The sequence below is a fragment of the Enterobacter genomosp. S genome (assembly GCF_001631805.1).
Lineage (GTDB): Bacteria > Pseudomonadota > Gammaproteobacteria > Enterobacterales > Enterobacteriaceae > Enterobacter > Enterobacter quasihormaechei.
In genome coordinates, this window is the sequence record NZ_LVVA01000001.1 from 166,184 (window position 1) to 189,572 (window position 23,389).

A 23,389-nucleotide genomic window follows, 5' to 3' on the forward strand; every position below is an offset into this window, starting at 1 on the left:
CCGGGTGCGTTTTTGCGCGTTTCTGACGGGTCTGCTGCTGGCAACGCCCCTCTTTGCAGCCCAGAGCTGGCAATCCCTTCAACAGCAGGCCAGCGGGCAGACCGTCTGGTTTAACGCCTGGGGCGGCGATGAGGCCGTTAACCGTTACCTCGACTGGGTGAGCGGCGAAGTGAAAACGCACTACGCCATCGACCTGAAGATCGTTCACCTGGCCGATGCCGCCGACGCGGTTAAGCGGATCCAGACGGAACAGGCCGCAGGACGCAGCCGTAACGGGTCGGTGGATCTGCTCTGGGTAAACGGTGAAAACTTCCGCACGCTGAAAGAGGCGAACCTGCTGCTCACCGGCTGGGCGCAAACCCTGCCCAACTGGCGTTATGTCGATACCCGCAAACCGGTGACGGAAGATTTTGCCCTTCCTACCGAGGGCGCAGAATCCCCCTGGGGCGGCGCGCAGCTAACCTTTATTGCCCGGAAATCGAGCATGCCGACGCCGCCGGCAGATCCCCGCGCGCTGCTGGCTTACGCTCAGCAACACCCCGGCAAGGTGAGCTATCCACGTCCTCCTGATTTTACCGGCACCGCGTTTCTTGAGCAGCTACTGCTGGCGTTGACCGCCCATCCGGAGGCGTTGAAAAAGGCTCCAGATAATACCTTTGCGCAGGTCACCGCGCCGCTGTGGGATTATCTTGATACGCTGCATCCCCTGCTGTGGCGTGAAGGGAACGATTTTCCTCCGTCGCCTGCGCGCATGGATACGCTGCTGGCCAGCGGCAGCCTGAACCTGTCGCTGACGTTTAATCCGGCCCACGCGCAGCAAAAGGTGGCGAGCGGTGAACTGCCTGCCGACAGCTACAGCTTCGGCTTTAGCCGGGGCATGATTGGCAACGTGCATTTTGTCGCTATCCCGGCAAATGCGAGCGCAAGCGCGGGCGCAAAAGTGGTGGCGAACTTCCTGCTGTCACCCCAGGCGCAGATCCGCAAAGCCGATCCTGCCGTCTGGGGTGACCCGAGCGTGCTGGACGGCGGAAAACTGCCTGCGACAGCGGCAAAACAGCTTCGCGCCTTTACCCCTTCGGGCACCCCAGATGTGCTTCCTGAACCGCACGCCGCCTGGGTGAACGCCCTGGAGCAGGAATGGCTTCGCCGCTACGGAACCCGCTAAGCGGGCTGGTGTGGGTAGCAATGGCGGTGATCTATCTGCCGCTGCTTCCCGCCAGCGGCATGCTGCTGGCTCCGGCGTTCTCTTTCGACAACTGGGCGGCGCTGTTTGCCGACCCACAGCTGCCGCAGGCGCTGGCCGCCACGCTGGTGTCAGCGCTGATCGCGACGCTGGGTTCGCTGATTATCGCCCTGAGCCTGCTTGCGCTTCTCTGGCCGGGTGAAGGCTGGCAGCGCCTGAGCACCCGCCTGCCGTGGCTGTTAGCCGTGCCGCACATCGCCTTCGCCACCAGTGCGCTGCTGCTGTTTGCGGAAGGCGGTCAGTTTTACCGGCTCTGTACATTCTGCTCGCCGCAGCTGGACCGGTACGGTATCGGGCTTGGCCTGACGCTGGCGGTCAAAGAGAGTGCGTTCGTTCTGTGGGCGATCTACGCCGCGCTGCCTGAAAAGCGCCTCGCCCAGCAGAAAATCGTGCTGCATACCTTCGGCTACGGGCGGATGCAGGCGCTCGGCTGGCTCATCCTTCCGGCCATCGCCCCGGCGCTGGGCGCCGTGATGGTGGCGGTGCTGGCCTGGTCGCTTTCCGCGGTGGATGTAGCCGTTGTGCTCGGGCCGGGCAACCCGCCGACGCTGGCGGTACTGGCCTGGCAGTGGCTCACCCAGGGCGATGCGCAGCAGCACACCAAGGGAACGCTGCTGTGTCTGGTGTTACTCCTGCTGCTTGCCGCGCTGGCGGCCGCAGGCTACGGCCTCTGGACGGCATGGCGGCGCGCCGGGCCGGACACCTCCGGGATCCGTCATCCTTCTCATTTCATGCTGCCCGCACGTACGTTGGGCGCGCTACTGCCGCTGTGCGGGGTGCTCTGCGCGCTTGTCCTGCTGTTGCTGGCACGACGGGACGACGTCGGCCCCGTCAGCGACAGCGTTTCGCTGGGACTGCTGTCGAGCCTGATAGCGCTGGCAATCATCCTGCTCTGGCTTGAGTGGGGGCCGACGCGTGGCGCGGTGTGGATCTGGCTGCCGCTTGCCCTCCCTGCGCTGCCGCTCGTGTCCGGGCAGTATGCCGTTGCGCTGTGGCTGGGCATCGACGGCGAGTACGCTGCGGTGCTCTGGAGCCATATGCTCTGGGTCATCCCGTGGATGCTTCTGGTGCTGCAACCGGCCTGGCGCAGGATCGATCCCCGTCTGATCCTGACCGCCAGAACGCTGGGCTGGCGACGGGCGAAAATTTTTTGGCGCGTAAAATGCCCATTGATGGTTCGCCCGGCACTGCTGGCCTTTGCAGTCGGCTTTTCCGTGAGCATAGCCCAGTACATGCCTACCCTCTGGCTGGGGGCGGGCCGTCTCACCACCCTGACGACTGAGGCCGTCGCCCTCAGCAGCGGCGGCAGCGTGCCCGTGCTGGCTAACCGGGCGCTGGGTCTGCTGCTGTTGACCAGCAGCGTCTTTGCCCTTGCCGCGCTGCTCTCCCGCCTCGTAGGCCGTAACAGACAAGGATTACGTTGATGCTGAACGTGAAAAATCTCACCATTTCGCCGCTCTTTCATGAGGTCAACTTCCGCGTCCCGGCGGGGGAGATCGTCACGCTAATGGGGCCATCCGGGAGCGGGAAATCGACCCTTTTCGCCTGGATGGTGGGCGCGTTATCCGCTGATTTTAAGGCGCACGGCGAGCTGTGGCTGAACGATCGTCGCTGCGATCTGCTTCCCGTGGAAACGCGCGGGATCGGCATTCTCTTTCAGGATGCCCTGCTGTTTGACGCCTTCAGCGTGGGGCAAAACCTGATGCTGGCGCTGCCGGCGCACGTTGCCGGGCGCGCCCGGCGCGAGGCGGTCGAGCAGGCCCTGGGCACTGCCGGGCTGGCAAACCACTACGCCAGCGATCCGGCTACCCTTTCCGGCGGCGAGCGCGCCCGGGTGAGCCTGTTGCGCGCCCTCCTCGCCCAGCCGCAGGCATTGCTGCTCGACGAGCCGTTCAGTCGTCTGGATAAAGCGCTGCGCGCCTCATTCCGCGCATGGGTATTTGAGATCGCTCGTCAGCGCAGGATCCCTGTGGTACTGGTCACCCACGATGAGGACGATATTCCGCCCGGCGGGAAGGTGATTGAGATTTCTCGCTGGCAATAATGTGCTAACGCAATGTTTTTGGCCTCAGGAGCGACGACAATGCCATCCTCTTTTAATGACGTCAGGTTTTTCGATGAAACGTGTTTCTCAACTGACCGCGCTGGCCCTGATTTGCGGCCTCGCTTCCCTTTCCTCCTCGGCGGCTGACATGCCCCACTCCCTCACGCTGGCCCAGCTACAGGCGCAGAACGGCGCGGTAATCGATACGCGTATCAGTGCGTTCTATAACGGCTGGCCGCAGACCCTGAGCGGAACGTCCGGGCACGAGCCCGCCGCGCTTAATCTCTCTGCCCGCTGGCTTGGGGCAATGAGCGATGAACAGCTCAGCGGCTGGGCAAAACAGCACCGGCTGACGCCAGACGTGCCGGTTGCGCTCTATGGCAACGATGACGACAACCAGACCGTCAAAACGCGGCTGGAAAAAGCAGGCTTTACCCACGTTTCCATCCTGAGCGACGCCCTGCAACAGGCTGACCGTCTGCAACGGCTGGCGCATTTCGAACAGCTGGTTTATCCGCAGTGGATCCACCGGTTGCAGCAGGGTAAACCGGTTACCGCCGCGCCGGCGGGCGACTGGAAGGTGATTGAGGCTGGCTGGGGTGCGCCGAAGCTTTATCTCCTGAGCCACATTCCCGGCGCGGGTTACATTGACACCAACGAAGTGGAAAGCGAGCCGCTGTGGAATAAGGTCTCTGACGAGAAGCTTAAAGCGATGCTGACGAAGCACGGGATCCGTCACGATACCACCGTCATTCTGTACGGTCGCGACGTGTATGCCGCCGCGCGCGTAGCGCAGATCATGCTCTACGCGGGCGTGAAGGATGTGCGTATTCTGGACGGCGGCTGGAAGGCATGGTCAGACGCCAGCCTGCCCGTTGAGCGCGGAACGCCTGAGAACGTAACGCCAGCCCCTGATTTTGGCGCGCCGATCCCGGTTCAACCCCAACTGATGGTGGATATGGAACAGGCCCGGGGAATGCTGCACCGTCAGGATGCATCCCTGGTAAGCATTCGTTCCTGGCCGGAATTCATCGGTGAAACCAGCGGCTACAGCTATATCAAGCCAAAAGGTGATATTGCCGGCGCGCGCTGGGGCCATGCGGGCAGCGACGCGACCCATATGGAGGATTTCCACAATCCGGACGGCACCATGCGCAGCGCCGATGACATCGCCGACATGTGGAAGGCGTGGAATATCCTGCCGGAGCAGCACGTTGCATTTTACTGCGGCACCGGCTGGCGCGCGTCTGAAGCCTTCATGTACGCCCGCGCCATGGGCTGGAAGCACGTGGCTGTCTACGACGGCGGGTGGTACGAATGGAGCAGTCATCCGCAGAACCCGGTCTCCACCGGCGCGCGCGGCCCGGAGAGTACACGCTAGCGGGAGAGTGACTTCAGCGTCACGTAACCGCTCCAGATGCGCGTTGTGGTGGTCAGCCAGCACAACGCGCCAAACACCCAGGCAAACAGCGTGAAGTGTGCCGGAAACAGGCAGCACAGCACAAACAGCGCGATGGTCTCCGTTCCTTCCGTTAACCCTCCGAGGTAATAAAACGACTTGTGCGCGTAGCCGGGGTTGTCGATATTATGTTTCCCCGCCAGCGCGGCAAAGGCCAGAAAGCTGCTGCCCGTGCCGATAAACGCGAACAGCAGCCAGGCGGCAGCAATTGCATTTTCAGCCGGTGCAGCCAGCGCGAAGCCAAACGGCACCAGGGCATAAAACAGGAAGTCGAGGGCGATATCAAGAAACCCTCCCGCATCCGTCAGGCCACGGCGACGCGCCAGCGCGCCGTCCAGCCCGTCCAGCAGCCGGTTCAGCACTATGGCGACCAGCGCCGCCGGATACCAGCCCAGCGCCAGAAACGGTAACGCCAGCACGCCGATGGCAAACCCGGCGAGCGTTAATCCGTCAGGCGTGACAAAGGGTTTATCCAGCGCGGCAGCCAGCTGATTTAGCCGGGGCTTCAGACGGGGGTGCAGATGTTTATCCAGCATGCGGTTTACCTTTAAACGTGGCGCACAACCCCTGCGCCGGAATATCCAGTGCGGCATTAAAGCGGGCGGAAAGGTTCTGAAAGGCAATCAGGGCCGTCATTTCGGTGATGGTCTCTTCCGTAAAGTGGCGCTTTAGCTGGCTTTTGATATTTTCATCCACCCGAGGCGGCGTGGCGGTGACCGCCTCCGCAAAGGCCAGCGCCGCGCGCTCCTCTTCGCTGAACAGGATGGAATGGTGCCAGTCACTGACGGCCTGCACTTTATCCAGCGCCCCGCTCCGCTCGGCCAGACGCAGGCTGTTGGCATCGATACAAAATGCGCAGTGGCAGATCTGCGAAACCCGCGTCATCAGCAGCGAACGCAGCACCGGCGTCAAACGCGCCCGGCGGCGCTCCAGATAGCCAACAAACAGCGCCACCAGCCAGAAAAGACGCGGCATGCGCCCCCACCAGCGGGTAGGGTTTAGCACCGCACCGAAGTGTTTTTTCTGCATCGCGGCAATGGGCTTGAGGCTGACGGGAAGGGATTCAATGGGGGCAACCCAGGCGGATGTCTCTTTCACCTGTTTCTCCTGATGACTGGACTCTTTGAAAGGGCACGATAATATGTCGTTTTTCGCTATTAATTATTGACGAACATGCTGAAAACACTCGATGTTGTTGCGGCCATCCTTGAAAAAGAGGGCAAGATTTTACTGGCACAGCGCCCTGCCCATGCGGATCAGCCAGGAATGTGGGAATTTGCGGGCGGCAAGGTTGAAGCCGGTGAGACCCAGCCCCAAGCGCTGATCCGCGAACTGCGTGAAGAGCTCGGCATTGAGGCCGTGCCCGCGCAGTATGTGGCAAGCCACCGGCGGGAAGTGTCGCAGCGGCTGATCCACCTCCACGCCTGGCACGTGCCGGAATTTAGCGGCGAGCTAAAGGCGCACTACCACTCGGCGCTGGTGTGGTGCACGCCAGAAGACGCTTTCAGCTATGAGTTAGCGCCGGCGGATATTCCGCTGCTGGAAGCGTTTATTCTTTTACGCGACGCCAGACCAGCGGGTTCGTACTGAGGGTGCGTTCATCGCGCTGGCATTGCAACAGTACGCCATCCGCCCTGACCACCGCCCCTTCTGAATAGTTTTGATCCTGATAAATACAGCACTGATTGCACGGCTGCGCGCGCTGGCCGCCGGCGCTAAAGACCTCTGGCGGCACGTTCACCTCAACATCCGGTCGAAAGCGGTCAGCCTGCGCCCCGGCAGAAAACATCAAGCACAACGCGGCCATTGCGTAACGGTTCATAGCTTTATTTCCTTTGCATCGTTTATATCTATAACGGTAGATCGCGACGGGATCTTTAATTTATCTCGTCATCGCTTTTAGTTATGACGCGCGCCTCGTCATTAATTTCCCTTTCGGTCTAAATTTCTGCTTGCCTCTCAAAGCGGTGCGGGTGGTATAGTCAAAAAAACAACACATAACATCTACGCCACGCGCATAAATTATTATAAGAGGTTCTTATATCTATGGATCAGACACGCTCTCTGGAAAGCTTCCTTGCCCACGTTCAGCAGCGCGACCCGCACCAAAGCGAGTTCGCCCAGGCCGTTCGTGAAGTGATGACCACCCTGTGGCCCTTCCTTGAAGAAAACCCGCGCTACCGCCAGATGGCGCTGCTTGAACGTCTGGTGGAGCCGGAGCGCGTGATCCAGTTCCGCGTGGCATGGGTGGACGATCGCAATCAGGTGCAGGTCAACCGTGCGTGGCGCGTACAGTTTAACTCCGCCATTGGGCCTTTTAAGGGCGGGATGCGCTTCCATCCGTCGGTGAACCTGTCGATTCTGAAATTCCTCGGCTTCGAGCAGACCTTTAAAAACGCGCTCACTACCCTGCCGATGGGCGGCGGCAAAGGCGGGAGTGATTTTGATCCAAAAGGCAAAAGCGAAGGCGAAGTGATGCGCTTCTGTCAGGCGCTGGTCACTGAGCTCTATCGTCACCTTGGGCCAGATACCGACGTCCCTGCCGGTGATATTGGCGTGGGTGGACGTGAAGTGGGCTTTATGGCCGGGATGATGAAAAAACTCTCCAACAACAGCGCCTGCGTCTTTACCGGCAAAGGGCTGTCGTTTGGCGGCAGCCTGATTCGCCCCGAAGCGACGGGTTACGGTCTGGTCTATTTCACCGAAGCGATGCTTAAGCGTCACGGCCTGAGCTTCGAGGGGATGCGCGTGGCGGTCTCCGGCTCCGGCAACGTGGCGCAGTACGCTATCGAGAAAGCGATGGCGTTTGGCGCGCGCGTAGTGACCGCATCCGACTCCAGCGGTACCGTGGTGGATGAAGCCGGCTTTACGGCAGAAAAACTGGCGCGCCTGTGCGAAATCAAAGCCAGCCGCGACGGGCGCGTGGCGGACTATGCCCGCGAGTTTGGCCTGACCTACCTGGAAGGCAAGCAGCCGTGGGGCGTGCCGGTGGATATCGCCCTGCCGTGCGCGACGCAAAACGAGCTGGACGTGGACGCCGCCCGTACGCTGATTAGCAACGGCGTAAAGGCGGTAGCGGAAGGGGCAAACATGCCCACCACCATTGAAGCGACCGATCTGTTCCTCGAAGCAGGCGTGCTGTTTGCTCCGGGCAAGGCGGCGAACGCGGGCGGCGTGGCAACGTCCGGCCTGGAAATGGCGCAAAACGCCGCGAGAATGGGCTGGAAGGCAGAGAAAGTGGATGCCCGACTGCACCACATTATGCTGGATATTCACCATGCCTGCGTGGAGTACGGCGGCGAGGCGTCACAGACCAACTACGTGCGCGGCGCCAACATCGCCGGGTTCGTGAAGGTGGCAGATGCGATGATCGGGCAGGGTGTGATTTAACATTTCGCTGCGATCTCGCCCTGTAGGCCCGGTAAGCGTCAGCGCCACCGGGCTTTTTTTCTGGGCCGCAGAGCCGCTTTTCGCCGGGTGACGGCTGCACCTTACCCGGCCTACGGTTTAAGCAACTGTATTTTTGGCCGCGCTCTTTTTCTTTTTGAACGGCTTCTTCGCCCCGCCACCGGGCGCAACCATCCCTCTGAAGCGCTTCACCGGCGTGCTGCGCGCCTGGTCAATCAGCTGATAAAGCGTGCCCACCAGCGGCTGCATAAAGTCCTGGTAACGACACTGCTTTTCGCTGATTTGCGTCAGCACCGACTCCCAGTGCGCCGTCATATCCGGCCTTGCGGCCAGCTCCGGCAGGGAGTGGATGAGCGCCCGGCCCGGCTCCGTTGAATGGATATAGCGCCCTTTTTTCTCCAGGAAACCGCGCTTGAACAGCAATTCGATGATCCCCGCTCGGGTTGCCTCCGTGCCCAGACCGTCGGTGGCGCGGAGTATCTTCTTCAGATCTTTATCCTGCACAAAACGGGCGATCCCGGTCATCGCGGAAAGGAGCGTGGCGTCGGTAAAGTGGCGCGGCGGCTGGGTCTGACGTTCAACCACTTCGCCCTTCTCGCACAGCAGCTCGTCACCTTTCGCCACCACCGGCAGCGGCGTGCCGTCGTTCTCTTCGTCGCGCTCTTTGTTGCCGAGCAGCGTGCGCCAGCCCGCTTCCGCGAGGAAACGCGCTTTCGCAATAAATTTGCCTTTGGCAATCTCCAGCTCTATCGTGCACTTGCGGAACACCGCGTCCGGGCAGAACTGCATCAGGTACTGACGCGCGATCAGGTTATAGACCTTTGCTTCGTTGTCGCTAAGGTTGACGCTGCTGGCGCGCGCCGTCGGGATAATCGCGTGGTGGGCATCGACTTTTTTATCGTCCCAGCAGCGGTTATGGGTATCCGGGTTAACCGCAGGCTGAGGCAGCAGATCCGGCGCATGGACACCAATGGCGTTCATCACCGAATGGCGGCCAGCGAAGTGCTCTTCCGGCAGATAGCGGCTGTCCGAACGCGGATAGGTGATCAGCTTGTGGGTCTCGTAAAGCTTCTGGCAGATATCGAGCACGTTCTGCGCGCTCAGGCCAAACTTTTTCGCGGCCTCAATCTGCAATGCCGAAAGGGAAAACGGCAGCGGTGCAGGCTCTGATTCCCGTTTATCGTTATAGCTGGTGACGATTGCGGGCTGGCCAGTAATGCGGTTGACCACGTGCTCTGCCAGCGGACGATGCAGCAGCCGCCCCTCTTCGTCCTGATACGACTCACAGGCGTCGCTCGGCTGCCAGACGGCGGTAAAGCGCTCGTCTTTCGGCGTGACGATATGCGCTTTCACTTCAAAGAAATCTTTTGCGACGAAATTTTCGATCTCTTCGTCACGACGCACCACCAGCCCCAGCACCGGGGTTTGCACGCGGCCCACGGAGAGCACGCCCTGATAGCCCGCATTGCGACCGAGGATGGTGTAGGCGCGGGTCATGTTGATCCCGTACAGCCAGTCCGCGCGGGCACGGGCCAGCGCGGAGACACACAGGGGGATAAATTCGCTGTTGGCGCGCAGGCGCGAAATCGCGCGCTCCACCGCCTGCGGGTTGAGGTCGTTAATCAGGCAGCGCTGTACCTGCTGACGCTTCTCCGGCGCCAGCTCCAGGTAGTCCAGCACTTCGTCTACCAGCAGCTGCCCTTCCCTGTCCGGGTCACCCGCATGAACCACCTCCGTCGCCTCATGCAGGAAGCGCTTGATGACGTTAAGCTGTTTGGTGACGGACGGACGAGGTTGCAGACGCCACTTTTCCGGCACGATCGGCAGATCGTTGAGATTCCAGCGGGCATAGCGGCTGTCGTAGACATCCGGCTGCGCCTGTTCAAGCAGGTGACCGATACACCATGTGACCACCTGCCCGTTACCGCATTCGATAAAGCCGTCGCCTTTGCGATGCGGCTTAGGCAGCACGTCGGCGATGGCACGGGCCAGGCTCGGCTTTTCGGCAATAAACAACCGCATCGAATTAACGGATCTCAATCATCGGGCGGCCACCGCGGGCGGTCACCAGCTCGCCAATGGCCGTCAGGGTGATGCCAAACTCGGCGGCCGTCGCCTGAACGTCAGCTTCCGCTTCCGGCGTCACCGCCAGCAGCAGGCCGCCGGAGGTTTGCGGATCGCACAGCAGGTTGCGCCACGCTTCCGGCATTTCGCCCATCAGGTGGCCGTAGCTGGCGAAGTTGCGCTGCGTCCCGCCCGGAACGGCGTCCTGGGCAATGTACTCTTCCACGCCCGGCAGCTTCGGCACGTCCTGATACCAGACCTGCGCCTGCACGCCCGCCCCCTGACACACTTCTGAGAGGTGCCCCAGCAGACCAAAACCGGTGACGTCGGTCATCGCCTTTACTCCGTCGATATTGGCGAACGCCGCACCCGCGAGGTTCATCTGGCACATGACCTCCGTCGCAAGCCCGACGTGTTCAGGCTTAAGGAGCGATTTTTTCTCTGCGGTCGTCAGTACGCCAATGCCCAGCGGCTTGGTGAGAAACAGCTTGCAGCCCGGCTGCGCGGTGCTGTTGCGCTTCACGCGTTCGGTCGGCACCACGCCTGTCACGGCAAGGCCGAAGATGGGCTCCGGCGCATCAATCGAGTGGCCGCCAGCCAGCGCAATTCCCGCCTGCTGGCAGGCGAAGCGTCCGCCTTCGATCACGTCTCGGGCAATCTCTGGCGCAAGGGTGTTGACGGGCCAGCCCAGAATGGCGATCGCCATAATCGGCTTGCCGCCCATCGCAAAGATATCGCTGATGGCGTTGGTGGCCGCAATGCGCCCGAAGTCGAACGGGTTGTCGACGATCGGCATAAAGAAATCAGTGGTGCTGATAATGCTGGTGCCGTTACCTAAGTCATAAACCGCTGCATCGTCACGCGTTTCGTTACCGACAAGCAGGTTCGGGTCGACAAACTTCGCCTGTTCACTGTGCAGAATGGTCTCCAGCACTTTCGGGGAAATTTTACAACCGCAACCGGCTCCGTGGCTGTACTGCGTTAAACGAATGGTTTGCTCGCTCATGGACGTCTCCTGTCATCTCAATCGCGCTATGGTAGCGCTCATTCCATAAAGAGGTAAGTATGACTGTCTGAATTCTGCGGCGGATGCTCAGAATCCAGACAGTTTAGCGCGTGTGGTTAAAAACGGCTGACGAAAGGCGTGGTATCCGGCACGCTAATGGTGCTGGAGGCTTTAAGCTGTGGAGTGCCGAGGTAGAGGAAGCCGACAATCTTATCGTGTTCACTGCAGGAGAAGCCTTCCCGCACAGCGGCGCTACCGGTCAGCGGGCCGGTACGCCAGATGCCGTTAAAGCCCTGCGCGAGGGCGGCCATCTGCATTGCCATTACCGCGCAACCGGCAGACATCTCCTGCTCCCAGACCGGCACCTTATGGTCAGGCTGGCATTTTGCCACGACGGCAATAATCATCGGGGCGCGGAACGGCGCGTCGCGGGCTTTATCAATCCCCTTCTCATCCTGGCCTGCGGCAATAGCCCCCTGCTCCAGCAGATGGCTGAAGCGGTCACGCCCTTCGCCTTCAATAATAAAGAAGTGCCACGGCTGCAATGTGCCGTGGTCCGGCGCACGCATTCCGGCACGCAGAATGTTTTCCAGCTGCTCACCGACGGGTGCCGGTTCGGCCAGGCGGGAAGCGCTACGACGGTTAACAAGCAGTTCAAGTGCGTCCATTGGTTAACTCCTTTCGTGAAATTTACTCACAAAATTAACACGACAGCAGAATTTGTTACAGCGCGGCAGGCGATTCCTGCTGACAAGTGGCGGTTGGGTCATTACGATAACCGCACATTACCGTCCCGTGGCGACGGAAACAGTCCTTTTCTGGTTAGGGAGAATACATGCGAACCCTTTGGCGAATCTTTGCCGGTTTCTTTAAATGGACGTGGCGACTGCTCAACTTCGTCCGCAACCTGGTGATGAATATCTTCTTCATCTTCCTGGTCCTGGTCTGCGTGGGCATCTGGATGCATATCAGCAGCACCAGCCAGGCGCAGAATTCAACGCGCGGCGCGCTGCTGCTCGACATCACCGGGGTGATTGTCGATAAGCCGTCTACCAGCAACCGTCTGGGCGTGATTGGCCGCCAGCTTTTTGGCGCAACGTCAGACCGTCTTCAGGAAAACTCCCTGTTTGATATCGTTGACATCATCCGTCAGGCCAAAGACGACCGTAACATTACGGGCATCGTGCTGGACCTGAAAGATTTTGCCGGGGCCGATCAGCCGTCAATGCAGTACATCGGTAAAGCGCTGCGCGAATTCCGCGACAGCGGGAAGCCGGTCATTGCCGTTGGCGACAGCTACACCCAGGGGCAATATTATCTGGCGAGCTTTGCCAATAAAATCTGGCTTTCGCCGCAGGGCACGGTCGATCTTCATGGCTTCGCCACCAACGGTCTGTACTATAAAACGCTGCTCGACAAGCTGAAGGTCACCACGCACGTCTTCCGCGTCGGGACCTATAAATCCGCCGTGGAGCCGTTCATCCGCGATGATATGTCCCCTGCGGCCCGTGAAGCGGACAGCCGCTGGATTGGCGAGCTGTGGCAGAACTATCTCGGCACCATTGCCGCTAACCGTCAAATGACCGCTGAGCAGGTCTTCCCGGGCGCGCGCGGCGTACTGGACGGACTGCGTAAGGTGGACGGCGATACGGCGAAATACGCGCTTGATAACAAACTGGTCGATCGGCTGGGCTCCAGCGCTGAAATTGAAAAAGCGCTGACCAAACAGTTCGGCTGGAGTAAAGAGGACAAAAACTACAGCGCCATCAGCATGTATGACTACGCCGCGAAAAAACCGGACGACAGCGGCGACAGCGTTGCCGTGGTGTTTGCCAACGGCGCCATTATGGACGGTGAGGAAACCCCGGGTAACGTCGGCGGTGATACCACCGCGTCGCAGATCCGCGATGCTCGCCTGGATCCGAAAGTGAAAGCCATTGTTCTGCGCGTCAACAGCCCAGGCGGCAGCGTCAGCGCCTCCGAGGTGATCCGCGCTGAGCTGGCCGCCGCGCGCGCCGTGGGCAAGCCGGTCGTGGTCTCGATGGGCGGCATGGCGGCTTCCGGTGGTTACTGGATCTCGACGCCGGCTAACTACATCGTGGCTAACCCAAGCACGCTGACGGGTTCAATCGGCATCTTCGGGGTGATCAACACCGTAGAGAACAGCCTGGATTATCTCGGCGTTCATACCGACGGGGTGTCCACCTCGCCGCTGGCGGATGTGTCCGTGACGAAATCTCTGCCGCCTGAGGTGTCTGAGATGATGCAGCTCAGCATTGAGAGTGGCTATAAGCGCTTCATTACGCTGGTGGCGGATTCCCGTAAAAAGACGCCAGACCAGATTGACCAGATCGCGCAGGGCCACGTCTGGACCGGCCAGGATGCGAAGAGCAACGGTCTGGTAGACAGCCTGGGTGACTTCGATGACGCCGTGAAGAAAGCGGCGGAACTGGCGAAGCTGAAGCAGTGGCACGTGGACTATTATCAGGACGAACCGACGTTCTTCGATATGGTTATGGACAGCATGTCCGGCTCCGTCCGCGCCATGCTGCCGGAAGCGCTTCAGGCGTATCTGCCGGCGCCGGTGGCGACTGCGGCTAAAGCCATGAAAGCGGAGAGCGATAAGCTCGCGGCCTTCAACGATCCGCAAAGCCGTTACGCGTTTTGCCTGACGTGTGCGAACGTGCGTTAAAAACCGTCCCCTCTTCCCGTGAAGAGGGGATTTTTTCTTTTGAAGAACAAGAACTCACTACCATGCAGAAGAAATCAATTTATGTCGCCTATACCGGCGGTACCATCGGTATGCAGCGCTCGGAAAATGGCTATATCCCGGTTTCCGGTCACTTGCAGCGCCAGCTGGCGCTGATGCCCGAATTCCACCGTCCGGAAATGCCGGACTTCACCATCCACGAGTATGAGCCGCTGATGGACTCCTCCGACATGACGCCGGAAGACTGGCAGCATATCGCGGACGATATTAAAGCCCATTACGACCAGTATGACGGCTTCGTGATCCTGCACGGCACCGACACCATGGCGTTCACCGCCTCGGCGCTCTCCTTCATGCTTGAGAACCTGAGCAAGCCCGTCATCGTGACCGGCTCGCAGATCCCGCTGGCGGAACTGCGTTCGGACGGGCAGATCAACCTGCTTAACTCCCTGTACGTGGCCGCTAATTACCCGATCAACGAAGTGTCGCTGTTCTTCAACAACCGGCTGTACCGCGGGAATCGTACCACTAAAGCGCACGCCGATGGTTTTGACGCGTTTGCCTCGCCTAACCTGCAACCACTGCTTGAAGCGGGGATCCATATCCGCCGTCTGGGCACGCCGCCTGCGCCAAATACCGCAGGCGAGCTGATTGTTCACCCAATCACCCCGCAGCCGATTGGCGTGGTGACGATTTATCCTGGCATCTCCGCCGACGTGGTGCGCAACTTTCTGCGCCAGCCGGTAAAGGCGCTGATCCTGCGCTCCTATGGTGTGGGTAACGCCCCGCAGAACGGTGAGTTCCTGAAGGAGCTTCAGGAGGCGAGCGATCGCGGGATTGTGGTGGTCAACCTCACCCAGTGCATGTCCGGCAAGGTCAACATGGGCGGCTACGCCACCGGCAATGCCCTGGCGCACGCGGGCGTGATCAGCGGATTCGATATGACCGTTGAGGCAACGCTGACTAAACTTCACTATTTACTGAGTCAGGATCTGGATATTGATTCCATTCGCCGCGCCATGATGCAAAACCTGCGCGGCGAACTGACGCCGGACGAATAAGGAGTTCCCATGAAGCAACGCGCCCTGTTACTGGTCGATTTGCAAAATGATTTCTGTGCGGGCGGTGCGCTGGCCGTCGCGGAAGGCGACAGCACCGTAGACGTCGCTAATTCGCTCATTGCGTGGTGTAAGGCTCGCGGTGAAGCGGTCGTGGCGAGTCAGGACTGGCATCCGGCAAACCACGGCAGCTTTGCCAGCCAGCACAACGTTGAGCCTTATAGTCAGGGCGAGCTGGACGGGCTGGCGCAAACCTTCTGGCCCGATCACTGCGTACAGCAGACGGAAGGCGCCGGGCTGCATCCGCTGCTGAACCAGAAGGCGATCGACGCCGTGTTCCACAAGGGCGAAAACCCGACAATCGACAGCTATAGCGCCTTTTTCGATAATGGTCACCGCCAGAAAACGGCGCTGGACGCGTGGTTACGCCATCATGAGATCACCGAGCTGATTGTACTGGGTCTGGCAACGGATTACTGCGTGAAGTTTACGGTGCTGGACGCGCTCCAGCTGGGCTATACCGTGAATGTCATCACCGACGGCTGTCGTGGGGTGAATATTCAGCCGCAGGACAGCGCCCAGGCGTTTATGGATATGGCGGCGGAAGGCGCAACGCTGTATACGCTGGCTGACTGGCTGGAGACGCAGGCGTAAGCTTTTTTGCCGGGTGGCGGCTTCGCCTTACCCGGCCTACTTTCTCTGGTTTTGTAGGCCGGGTAAGCGCAGCGCCACCCGGCATTTCTCCCCCAATCTCCATAAAGTGAACTCCCTCGCATCACAGGCGAAGCGGCAATGCTATCCTCTTCAGGCTGTTTTTTCGCCACGCCTTTTTCTGTGGCGTGGTTATTTTTAGTCAAAGAGGATCTTATATGAAACGTTTGCCCTTGCTGGCAGCATTACCCTTGCTTTGCGCGTCGCTTGCTTCCGCCGCGCCCCTGATGTCCGTGGGCTACTTTAACGGGGGTGGCGACGTCACCGCCGGACCGGGTGGCGATATCAATAAACTCGACGTTCGCCAGATCACCCACCTGAACTACTCGTTTGGTCTGGTCTACAACAACGAGAAAGACGAAACCAACGCCGCACTGAAAGATCCGGCGAAGCTGCATCAAATCTGGTTATCCCCGAAAGTGGCGTCCGACCTGGCGTTAATTCCTCAGCTTCGTAAACAAAACCCGAACCTGAAAGTCCTGCTGTCCGTGGGCGGCTGGGGAGCGCGCGGTTTTTCTGGCGCAGCGGCAACCCAGGAGAGCCGCGCGGTGTTTATTCGTTCCGCGCAGGAGATCGTCAATAAATACGGCCTGGACGGGATCGATCTCGACTGGGAATTCCCGGTCAACGGCGCGTGGGGGCTGGTCGAGAGTAACCCTGCCGACAGGGATAATTTCACCGCGCTGTTAAAAGAGCTGCGTGACGCGTTTGGTCAGAAGAAGCTGGTCACGATTGCGGTGGGCGCGAATGCGGAAAGTCCGAAAAGCTGGGTGGACGTGAAGGCCATTGCCCCCCTGCTCGACTACATCAACCTGATGACCTACGACATGGCGTACGGAACCCAGTACTTCAACGCCAATCTGTATGACTCCAGCGCCTGGCCAACGGTGGCCGAGGCCGATAAATACAGCGTCGATTTTGTAGTCAATAACTACCTGGCCGCCGGGCTTAAGCCGCAGCAGATGAACCTCGGAATCGGTTTTTACGGTCGCGTACCGAAGCGCGCCGTTGAACCGGGCATCGACTGGAGCAAACCGGACGCGCAAAACAATCCGGTGACCCAGCCCTACTTCGGCCCGCGGGAAATTGGCCTGTTTAAATCGCTTGGCTACGATCTGACCAAAGATACCTATGTGAAATACAATGATATCGTCAGCAAGCTGTTGAACGATCCGCAGAAACGCTTTACCGAACACTGGGACGATCGGGCGAAGGTACCGTGGCTGTCGGTAAAATCGGCCGACGGGAAGGCGCTGTTTGCGATCTCCTATGAGAACCCGCGTTCCGTGGCGATCAAAGCGGATTACATCAAGGAGAAAGGTCTCGCAGGCGCCATGTTCTGGGAGTATGGCGCGGATGACAACAATCAGTTAGCGAAGCAGCTGGCGGAGTCGCTCGGGATCCCGCATAAGTAGTACGACATCAAGCCCTCTCCCGACGGGAGAGGGTTGGGTAAGGGCATCACCCGCACCGTTATTGCATTTTCATCGTCGCAATCGGCTTCGGCGTGATGCCAAACTCTTCTTTCAGCTCGCGCTTGCTCTTCATCACCATCTGACCGTTGGTGTCGATAGTCATGTGCTGCGCCTCGGTATTGTTACGCGCCTGCCACAGCATCACCAGCTGCAAGCTGTTCTCTTTTTGCTCCGGGGTCAGCGCCCCACCGTCCGGCCATTTTCCCAGCTCAACGGCCGTCACCAGACGCTGATACACCTCCGGGGTCATGCTAGCAATCATGTCATCAATATTCACGATCTCTCCCTTTCAAAGGAATAATTTGCTGAATCGTTTTTTCAACCTTTGGTCTGGTCGCCGTTTTCGTCATCGGTAAAGCTCATTGACGCCGAATTGACGCAGAAACGCTCCCCCGTCGGCTGCGGGCCGTCCGGAAAAACGTGCCCGAGATGGGCGTCACAGTTTCCGCAACGAATTTCGGTACGCACCATGCCGTGCGAGGAGTCCGTCAGGTAGCGGATCGCATCGTCGCTGACAGGCTCGTAAAAGCTCGGCCAGCCGCAGCCAGAATCATACTTAGTCTGGGAGTTGAACAGCGGTGCATCACACACCAGGCAGTGGTAGACGCCTTCCCGCTTATTGTGCAGCAGACGCCCGGTAAACGGCGGTTCTGTGCCGTGATTTTGCGTCACGTAAAACTGCATTTCTGTCAGGTTTTTTTTCAGATCGTCGGGGTTATGTTGGTTCGACATATGCTTACATCTCGCTGTTGAAACAGACATCTTTTAACCCAGATTCTAACAAAACATTAACACCCGCGCGTGCACTTTTGTTCTAAACTTATGTGTCGCGAAAAGGCGGTCGGGCAATTGTGATCAATTTCACATTTTAATCCCGTGAGGCCTTTAAAATTCCTGGCGCAGCCCCCATGTGGTTGCTAGCTCAAAGGGAAAGTGAGGCGAGTCAGTCGCACAAACGTTAGTCACAGGATTGATTTGTCGCAATGATTGACACGATTCCGCTTGACGCTGCGTAAGGTTTTTGTAATTTTACAGGCAACCTTTTATTCACTAACAAATAGCTGGTGGAATATATGACTATCAAAGTAGGTATCAACGGTTTTGGCCGTATCGGCCGTATTGTTTTCCGTGCTGCTCAGAAACGTTCTGACATCGAAATCGTTGGTATCAACGATCTCCTGGACGCTGAATACATGGCGTACATGCTGAAGTACGACTCAACTCACGGTCGTTTCGACGGCACCGTTGAAGTGAAAGACGGCCACCTGGTTGTTAACGGCAAAACCATCCGCGTTACTGCTGAGAAAGACCCAGCTAACCTGAAATGGAACGAAATCGGTGTTGACGTTGTAGCTGAAGCGACCGGTATCTTCCTGACCGACGAAACTGCACGTAAACACATCACTGCGGGCGCGAAGAAAGTTGTTCTGACTGGTCCATCCAAAGACAACACCCCAATGTTCGTTCGTGGTGCAAACTTCGAAACTTACGCTGGCCAGGACATCGTTTCCAACGCATCCTGCACCACCAACTGCCTGGCACCGCTGGCTAAAGTGATCAACGACAACTTCGGCATCATCGAAGGTCTGATGACTACCGTTCACGCTACCACCGCTACTCAGAAAACCGTTGATGGCCCGTCTCACAAAGACTGGCGCGGCGGCCGTGGCGCGGCTCAGAACATCATCCCATCTTCTACCGGTGCTGCTAAAGCAGTAGGTAAAGTACTGCCAGAACTGAATGGCAAACTGACTGGTATGGCGTTCCGCGTTCCAACTCCTAACGTATCCGTTGTTGACCTGACCGTTCGTCTGGAAAAAGCTGCTTCTTACGAAGAAATTAAGAAAGCAATCAAAGCTGCTTCCGAAGGCCCAATGAAAGGCGTTCTGGGTTACACCGAAGACGACGTTGTATCTACCGATTTCAACGGCGAAGTGTGCACTTCCGTGTTCGATGCTAAAGCAGGTATCGCACTGAACGACAACTTCGTGAAACTGGTTTCCTGGTACGACAACGAAACTGGCTACTCTAACAAAGTACTGGACCTGATCGCTCACATCTCCAAATAAGTTGAGATGAGTGCTTGATCTTAAAAGGCGACTTCGGTCGCCTTTTTTATTGTTTTTTAGACAGAGGATTGCTTAATGATTAATAAAATTTTTGCACTTCCGGTAGTCGAACAACTTACCCCTGTGCTCTCCCGCCGTCAGATTGACGGTGCCGATCTCATCGTCGTCGATCATCCGCGCGTTAAAGCCTCCGTAGCGCTCAATGGCGCCCACCTGCTCTCCTGGAAACCAGAAGGCGAAGAAGAAGGCCTGTGGCTGAGCGATGCCACCTCGTTCAAAAAAGGGGCGGCGATCCGTGGCGGCGTACCGATCTGCTGGCCATGGTTTGGCCCGTCAGCGCAGCAGGGTTTACCGTCTCACGGTTTCGCCCGTAACCAGCAGTGGACGCTGAAGGCGCATAACGAAGATGATAACGGCGCGGTGTTGACCTTTGAGCTCCAGGCGAACGATGAAACACGCGCCCTGTGGCCACACGAGTTCACTCTGTATGCCCGCTTCAAGCTGGGTAAAACCTGCGAAATTGAGCTGGAAGCGCACGGCGAATTCGAAACCACCTCCGCGCTGCACACCTATTTCAACGTAGGCGACATCCAGGCCGTTAAGGTGAGCGGACTGGGCGATACCTTCATCGACAAAGTGGATAACGCGAAAGAAGGCAAGCTGGACGATGGCGTGCAGAGCTTCCCGGATCGTACCGACCGCGTTTATCTGCACCCGGAAGCCTGTAGCGTGATCCACGACAGCGCGCTGAACCGCGGTATTGACGTGGTTCACCACCACCACAGCAACGTGGTCGGCTGGAACCCGGGCCCGGCCCTTTCCGTCAGCATGGCGGATATCCCGGACGACGGTTACAAAACCTTCGTGTGTGTGGAAACCGCGTGTGTGACTGTGCCGCAGAAAACCAGCGAAGAAAAACCGTCCCGCTTAGGCCAGACGATCAAGATAGTGAAGCGTCAGGCATAACAAAAAACAAACGGGGCGCAAGCGCCCCGTTTTAATACATAACGTTCAGATCAGAACTTGTAGGTCACACCCACGGAGAAGATGCCGGACCAGGACTTGTCGACCATCGGGCTGTCCTTCACTTCGTCGCTCAGACGGGTATAACGGCCAGTACCGTACACGTTCCAGTCGCCGAGGAAGTTATAGGAGGCGGTGAGTTCCAGGTACGGATCCCAGCCATCATCAGCGCTGTAGCTATTCAGACCACTGCGGCGAGACTCAGCCTTAGACACGCCATAGTAGTAGTCATTGTAATTCTCGCTGCTGTACTGCACACCGATACCCGGCGTCAGGGTCACCGCGCCGTTGGTATAGCGATAAAGCCACGCCAGATCCCAGATGAAGCCGTTGCTGTTGTCCAGGGTATCGCCCGCCAGCGCCGTGCGCAGGAAGCCATACTGGGTGTTATGCACATATGAAAGCCCCGCCATCAGCGAGCTTCTGCGCTTGTCCAACTGACGAAGCGCATTGCTGTCGCTGTCGCCTGGTTTAAAGTACGTTGGGTCGTAATAGGCCATGATGGAGAGCTTATCGGCCGTATCGTTCCACAGATAGTAGCCGCCGCCCAATCCACGGAACCAGAAGTTATCGCCTTCATAGGTGACAACGGGGACAGGATAAACGTCGCGGTCATACTGCTTGTACGGGCTGTTGATCACGCCAGCACCCGCGCCAACAGTCCACTGGCTCTCAGCCTGTACGGTGCTCGCTGCGGTCGCGGCAAGGATGCCCAATGCCAGAAGTTTGAGTTTGGTCACAATCCATTCTTTCCTGTAGTCAAATAATCAGCGGGTGAAGTGTAACCGCCATTCCCGTACATCCCAAAATTTTTTGCGCGCTAATCTGTTTGATTAACCCGTTATTTTTCATTTTTCAGATGACAACCCGCTTTCATTTATGTGAACGCTAAATGAAAAACCCTCCTTTCGCTTATAACCACAGTGGAAATTTTTGGATGAGTTATTGATATGTCATTGAAAGTAGATTTTATGCGTATGCAAGTTTTGCAATTGCCATCTACGCTTTAATTTAAGAAGAGGTTTTGCTGAACACCCTGCGGTTCATAGCCTTCGACCTGGCACACAGGTTGCTGCTCTGGAGGTGAGGTGCGAAAAATTCTCTTCCGGGAGCCTCCACTACTCATACGAACGGCTCTTATCCTGTGCTAAAAAACGAAAGGACGGCATGCCATGAATATATTCGATCACTATCGCCAGCGCTATGAAGCTGCCAAGGACGAAGAGTTCACACTGCAGGAGTTTCTTACCATTTGTCGGCAAGATCGCAGTGCCTATGCCAATGCGGCAGAACGGCTATTGATGGCTATCGGTGAGCCAAACATGGTCGATACTGCCCTGGAGCCACGGCTTTCCCGTCTATTTTCGAATCGGGTGGTCGCCCGATACCCGGCGTTTGAAGAGTTCTACGGCATGGAAGACGCCATCGAGCAGATCGTCTCCTACCTGAAGCATGCCGCTCAGGGGCTGGAAGAGAAGAAGCAAATCCTTTATCTGCTGGGTCCTGTCGGCGGGGGTAAATCCTCCCTGGCTGAACGGCTGAAGGCGCTGATGCAGCGCGTGCCGATCTATGTCCTGAGCGCCAACGGCGAGCGCAGCCCGGTGAATGACCATCCGCTGTGCCTGTTTAATCCGCAGGAGGATGCGCAGATTCTGGATAAAGAGTTTGGCATTCCGCACCGCTATCTCGGCACCATCATGTCGCCGTGGGCGGCAAAACGTCTGCATGAGTTTGGCGGGGATATCACCAAATTCCGCGTCGTGAAGGTCTGGCCATCCATTCTTGAGCAAATCGCCATTGCTAAAACCGAGCCCGGTGACGAGAACAACCAGGATATCTCGGCGCTGGTGGGTAAAGTCGATATCCGTAAGCTGGAGCATCACGCGCAAAACGATCCGGATGCCTACGGTTATTCAGGTGCGCTGTGCCGCGCCAACCAGGGGATTATGGAATTTGTCGAGATGTTTAAAGCACCGATCAAAGTGCTGCATCCGCTGCTGACCGCCACGCAGGAAGGCAACTACAACGGGACGGAAGGTATCTCCGCCCTGCCGTTTAACGGGATTATCCTCGCTCATTCGAACGAATCTGAGTGGGTAACCTTCCGTAACAACAAAAACAATGAGGCGTTCCTTGACCGAGTCTATATCGTCAAAGTGCCTTATTGCCTGCGGATCTCCGAAGAGATCAAGATTTACGAAAAACTGCTCAACCACAGTGAGCTGATGCATGCCCCTTGCGCGCCGGGAACTCTGGAAACGCTGTCGCGCTTCTCGATCCTGTCGCGCCTGAAAGAGCCGGAAAACTCCAGCATCTACTCGAAAATGCGCGTTTATGACGGGGAAAGCCTGAAAGATACCGACCCGAAAGCGAAATCGTACCAGGAATACCGCGATTACGCCGGGGTCGACGAAGGGATGAACGGTCTGTCGACGCGTTTCGCGTTTAAGATCCTCTCCCGGGTCTTCAACTTCGACCACGCGGAAGTGGCCGCTAACCCGGTCCACCTGTTCTACGTGCTGGAACAGCAGATTGAACGCGAGCAGTTCCCGCAGGAGCAGGCTGAACGCTACCTGGAGTTCCTGAAAGGCTACCTGATCCCGAAATACGCCGAGTTCATTGGCAAAGAGATCCAGACCGCCTACCTGGAATCCTATTCCGAATATGGCCAGAACATCTTTGACCGCTACGTCACCTACGCTGACTTCTGGATCCAGGATCAGGAGTACCGCGACCCGGACACCGGCCAGCTGTTTGACCGTGAGTCCCTGAACGCGGAGCTGGAAAAAATCGAGAAGCCGGCCGGGATCAGCAACCCGAAAGACTTCCGAAACGAGATTGTGAACTTCGTGCTGCGCGCCAGAGCGCATAACAATGGCCGCAATCCAAACTGGACCAGCTACGAAAAACTGCGCACGGTTATCGAGAAGAAAATGTTCTCCAACACGGAAGAGCTATTGCCGGTCATCTCGTTTAACGCCAAAACCTCCACCGACGAGCAGAAAAAGCACGACGATTTTGTCGACCGTATGATGGAGAAAGGCTATACCCGCAAACAGGTCCGCCTGCTCTGCGAATGGTACCTGCGCGTGCGCAAATCGTCTTAACACAAGTGCCCG

The 23,389-nt window shown here is 58.1% G+C and carries 22 protein-coding genes; 13 read left to right on the forward strand and 9 right to left on the reverse strand.

Annotated features, from left to right (window positions below; translation table 11 throughout):
• Nucleotides 1–4 precede the first annotated feature (4 nt).
• From A3466_RS00845 to A3466_RS00860, 4 genes are all read left to right on the forward strand, one after another.
• Complete coding sequence (locus A3466_RS00845) at nucleotides 5–1,165, forward strand: ABC transporter substrate-binding protein (RefSeq protein WP_063449452.1); 1,161 nt, start codon at nucleotides 5–7, stop codon at nucleotides 1,163–1,165.
• A complete protein-coding gene (locus A3466_RS00850; protein WP_063449005.1) occupies nucleotides 1,138–2,667 on the forward strand; it encodes an ABC transporter permease subunit in 1,530 nt (509 codons plus the stop codon). The genes A3466_RS00845 and A3466_RS00850 overlap by 28 nt, the downstream gene beginning before the upstream one ends.
• Complete coding sequence (locus A3466_RS00855; protein WP_063449006.1) at nucleotides 2,667–3,287, forward strand: ATP-binding cassette domain-containing protein; 621 nt, start codon at nucleotides 2,667–2,669, stop codon at nucleotides 3,285–3,287. Before A3466_RS00850 ends, A3466_RS00855 begins: the two co-directional genes overlap by 1 nt.
• A gap of 73 nt (nucleotides 3,288–3,360) precedes the next feature.
• Complete coding sequence (locus A3466_RS00860; RefSeq protein ID WP_063449453.1) at nucleotides 3,361–4,668, forward strand: rhodanese-like domain-containing protein; 1,308 nt, start codon at nucleotides 3,361–3,363, stop codon at nucleotides 4,666–4,668.
• Here the strand turns inward: A3466_RS00860 and A3466_RS00865 are convergent.
• Entirely contained in the window at nucleotides 4,665–5,282 is a 618-nt protein-coding gene (locus A3466_RS00865) for a CDP-alcohol phosphatidyltransferase family protein (protein WP_063449007.1), read from the reverse strand. The two genes, A3466_RS00860 and A3466_RS00865, sit on opposite strands and share 4 nt — an antisense overlap.
• Nucleotides 5,272–5,844, reverse strand: a complete 573-nt coding sequence (locus A3466_RS00870) for a carboxymuconolactone decarboxylase family protein (RefSeq protein ID WP_063449008.1) — start codon at nucleotides 5,842–5,844, stop codon at nucleotides 5,272–5,274. The genes A3466_RS00865 and A3466_RS00870 overlap by 11 nt, the downstream gene beginning before the upstream one ends.
• A 75-nt stretch (nucleotides 5,845–5,919) precedes the next feature.
• Between A3466_RS00870 and A3466_RS00875 the strand changes: the two genes are divergently transcribed.
• A complete protein-coding gene (locus A3466_RS00875) occupies nucleotides 5,920–6,336 on the forward strand; it encodes a pyrimidine (deoxy)nucleoside triphosphate diphosphatase (protein ID WP_063449009.1) in 417 nt (138 codons plus the stop codon).
• On the opposite strand, the gene A3466_RS00880 is transcribed toward A3466_RS00875, so the two are convergent.
• The gene (locus A3466_RS00880) at nucleotides 6,296–6,568 is read right to left on the reverse strand and encodes a YnjH family protein (protein ID WP_063449010.1); all 273 of its coding nucleotides are present in this window, start codon (nucleotides 6,566–6,568) and stop codon (nucleotides 6,296–6,298) included. The genes A3466_RS00875 and A3466_RS00880 overlap by 41 nt on opposite strands.
• 224 nt (nucleotides 6,569–6,792) lie before the next feature.
• Between A3466_RS00880 and gdhA the strand changes: the two genes are divergently transcribed.
• On the forward strand, nucleotides 6,793–8,136 hold the full coding sequence (gdhA, locus tag A3466_RS00885) for an NADP-specific glutamate dehydrogenase (protein ID WP_006809116.1): 1,344 nt from the start codon (nucleotides 6,793–6,795) through the stop codon (nucleotides 8,134–8,136).
• Nucleotides 8,137–8,253: 117 nt separating this feature from the next.
• On the opposite strand, the gene A3466_RS00890 is transcribed toward gdhA, so the two are convergent.
• The 3 genes from A3466_RS00890 to A3466_RS00900 all read right to left on the reverse strand — a co-directional run bounded on the left by A3466_RS00890 (nucleotide 8,254) and on the right by A3466_RS00900 (nucleotide 11,892).
• Complete coding sequence (locus tag A3466_RS00890; RefSeq protein ID WP_063449011.1) at nucleotides 8,254–10,176, reverse strand: DNA topoisomerase III; 1,923 nt, start codon at nucleotides 10,174–10,176, stop codon at nucleotides 8,254–8,256.
• A gap of 4 nt (nucleotides 10,177–10,180) precedes the next feature.
• Nucleotides 10,181–11,224 (reverse strand): selenide, water dikinase SelD, encoded by a 1,044-nt coding sequence (selD, locus tag A3466_RS00895; RefSeq protein ID WP_063449012.1) that lies wholly within the window; start codon nucleotides 11,222–11,224, stop codon nucleotides 10,181–10,183.
• 116 nt (nucleotides 11,225–11,340) lie between these two features.
• On the reverse strand, nucleotides 11,341–11,892 hold the full coding sequence (locus A3466_RS00900) for an NAD(P)H nitroreductase (protein ID WP_063449013.1): 552 nt from the start codon (nucleotides 11,890–11,892) through the stop codon (nucleotides 11,341–11,343).
• A gap of 167 nt (nucleotides 11,893–12,059) precedes the next feature.
• Here A3466_RS00900 and sppA point away from each other — a divergent pair, with 167 nt between their 5' ends.
• From sppA to A3466_RS00920, 4 genes are all read left to right on the forward strand, one after another.
• On the forward strand, nucleotides 12,060–13,916 hold the full coding sequence (sppA, locus tag A3466_RS00905) for a signal peptide peptidase SppA (RefSeq protein WP_063449014.1): 1,857 nt from the start codon (nucleotides 12,060–12,062) through the stop codon (nucleotides 13,914–13,916).
• A gap of 62 nt (nucleotides 13,917–13,978) precedes the next feature.
• On the forward strand, nucleotides 13,979–14,995 hold the full coding sequence (gene ansA / locus A3466_RS00910; protein ID WP_032673734.1) for an asparaginase: 1,017 nt from the start codon (nucleotides 13,979–13,981) through the stop codon (nucleotides 14,993–14,995).
• Nucleotides 14,996–15,004: 9 nt separating this feature from the next.
• A complete protein-coding gene (pncA, locus tag A3466_RS00915) occupies nucleotides 15,005–15,646 on the forward strand; it encodes a bifunctional nicotinamidase/pyrazinamidase (RefSeq protein ID WP_063449015.1) in 642 nt (213 codons plus the stop codon).
• A 215-nt stretch (nucleotides 15,647–15,861) separates the two neighbouring features.
• Complete coding sequence (locus A3466_RS00920) at nucleotides 15,862–17,118, forward strand: glycoside hydrolase family 18 protein (protein ID WP_063449016.1); 1,257 nt, start codon at nucleotides 15,862–15,864, stop codon at nucleotides 17,116–17,118.
• Between the two features lie 58 nt (nucleotides 17,119–17,176).
• On the opposite strand, the gene A3466_RS00925 is transcribed toward A3466_RS00920, so the two are convergent.
• The gene (locus A3466_RS00925; RefSeq protein ID WP_063449017.1) at nucleotides 17,177–17,455 is read right to left on the reverse strand and encodes a YeaC family protein; all 279 of its coding nucleotides are present in this window, start codon (nucleotides 17,453–17,455) and stop codon (nucleotides 17,177–17,179) included.
• Nucleotides 17,456–17,496: 41 nt separating this feature from the next.
• Nucleotides 17,497–17,910 carry a peptide-methionine (R)-S-oxide reductase MsrB gene (gene msrB / locus A3466_RS00930; protein ID WP_022647790.1) on the reverse strand — a complete coding sequence of 138 codons (414 nt, stop codon included), beginning with the start codon at nucleotides 17,908–17,910 and terminating at the stop codon, nucleotides 17,497–17,499.
• 341 nt (nucleotides 17,911–18,251) lie between these two features.
• On the opposite strand from msrB, the gene gapA reads away from it, so the two are divergent.
• Both gapA and A3466_RS00940 read left to right on the forward strand, forming a co-directional pair.
• Nucleotides 18,252–19,247, forward strand: a complete 996-nt coding sequence (gene gapA / locus A3466_RS00935; RefSeq protein WP_006809136.1) for a glyceraldehyde-3-phosphate dehydrogenase — start codon at nucleotides 18,252–18,254, stop codon at nucleotides 19,245–19,247.
• Nucleotides 19,248–19,322: 75 nt separating this feature from the next.
• Nucleotides 19,323–20,213 carry a D-hexose-6-phosphate mutarotase gene (locus tag A3466_RS00940; RefSeq protein ID WP_063449018.1) on the forward strand — a complete coding sequence of 297 codons (891 nt, stop codon included), beginning with the start codon at nucleotides 19,323–19,325 and terminating at the stop codon, nucleotides 20,211–20,213.
• Nucleotides 20,214–20,263: 50 nt separating this feature from the next.
• On the opposite strand, the gene A3466_RS00945 is transcribed toward A3466_RS00940, so the two are convergent.
• Nucleotides 20,264–21,010: a MipA/OmpV family protein gene (locus A3466_RS00945; RefSeq protein WP_063201628.1), complete on the reverse strand. Its 747-nt coding sequence runs from the start codon at nucleotides 21,008–21,010 to the stop codon at nucleotides 20,264–20,266.
• A gap of 432 nt (nucleotides 21,011–21,442) precedes the next feature.
• Between A3466_RS00945 and yeaG the strand changes: the two genes are divergently transcribed.
• A complete protein-coding gene (gene yeaG / locus A3466_RS00950; protein ID WP_063449019.1) occupies nucleotides 21,443–23,377 on the forward strand; it encodes a protein kinase YeaG in 1,935 nt (644 codons plus the stop codon).
• Nucleotides 23,378–23,389 lie beyond the last annotated feature (12 nt).

Bases quoted from the DNA above. Each gene is read 5' to 3' on its own strand.
- A3466_RS00865 (WP_063449007.1), bottom strand. From the start codon at position 5,282: ATGCTGGATAAACATCTGCACCCCCGTCTGAAGCCCCGGCTAAATCAG.
- A3466_RS00880 (WP_063449010.1), bottom strand. From the start codon at position 6,568: ATGAACCGTTACGCAATGGCCGCGTTGTGCTTGATGTTTTCTGCCGGG.
- A3466_RS00940 (WP_063449018.1), top strand. From the start codon at position 19,323: ATGATTAATAAAATTTTTGCACTTCCGGTAGTCGAACAACTTACCCCT.
- A3466_RS00860 (WP_063449453.1), top strand. From the start codon at position 3,361: ATGAAACGTGTTTCTCAACTGACCGCGCTGGCCCTGATTTGCGGCCTC.
- A3466_RS00855 (WP_063449006.1), top strand. From the start codon at position 2,667: ATGCTGAACGTGAAAAATCTCACCATTTCGCCGCTCTTTCATGAGGTC.
- pncA (WP_063449015.1), top strand. From the start codon at position 15,005: ATGAAGCAACGCGCCCTGTTACTGGTCGATTTGCAAAATGATTTCTGT.
- gdhA (WP_006809116.1), top strand. From the start codon at position 6,793: ATGGATCAGACACGCTCTCTGGAAAGCTTCCTTGCCCACGTTCAGCAG.
- ansA (WP_032673734.1), top strand. From the start codon at position 13,979: ATGCAGAAGAAATCAATTTATGTCGCCTATACCGGCGGTACCATCGGT.
- A3466_RS00875 (WP_063449009.1), top strand. From the start codon at position 5,920: ATGCTGAAAACACTCGATGTTGTTGCGGCCATCCTTGAAAAAGAGGGC.
- A3466_RS00890 (WP_063449011.1), bottom strand. From the start codon at position 10,176: ATGCGGTTGTTTATTGCCGAAAAGCCGAGCCTGGCCCGTGCCATCGCC.
- yeaG (WP_063449019.1), top strand. From the start codon at position 21,443: ATGAATATATTCGATCACTATCGCCAGCGCTATGAAGCTGCCAAGGAC.
- msrB (WP_022647790.1), bottom strand. From the start codon at position 17,910: ATGTCGAACCAACATAACCCCGACGATCTGAAAAAAAACCTGACAGAA.
- sppA (WP_063449014.1), top strand. From the start codon at position 12,060: ATGCGAACCCTTTGGCGAATCTTTGCCGGTTTCTTTAAATGGACGTGG.
- A3466_RS00850 (WP_063449005.1), top strand. From the start codon at position 1,138: ATGGCTTCGCCGCTACGGAACCCGCTAAGCGGGCTGGTGTGGGTAGCA.
- gapA (WP_006809136.1), top strand. From the start codon at position 18,252: ATGACTATCAAAGTAGGTATCAACGGTTTTGGCCGTATCGGCCGTATT.
- A3466_RS00920 (WP_063449016.1), top strand. From the start codon at position 15,862: ATGAAACGTTTGCCCTTGCTGGCAGCATTACCCTTGCTTTGCGCGTCG.
- A3466_RS00900 (WP_063449013.1), bottom strand. From the start codon at position 11,892: ATGGACGCACTTGAACTGCTTGTTAACCGTCGTAGCGCTTCCCGCCTG.
- selD (WP_063449012.1), bottom strand. From the start codon at position 11,224: ATGAGCGAGCAAACCATTCGTTTAACGCAGTACAGCCACGGAGCCGGT.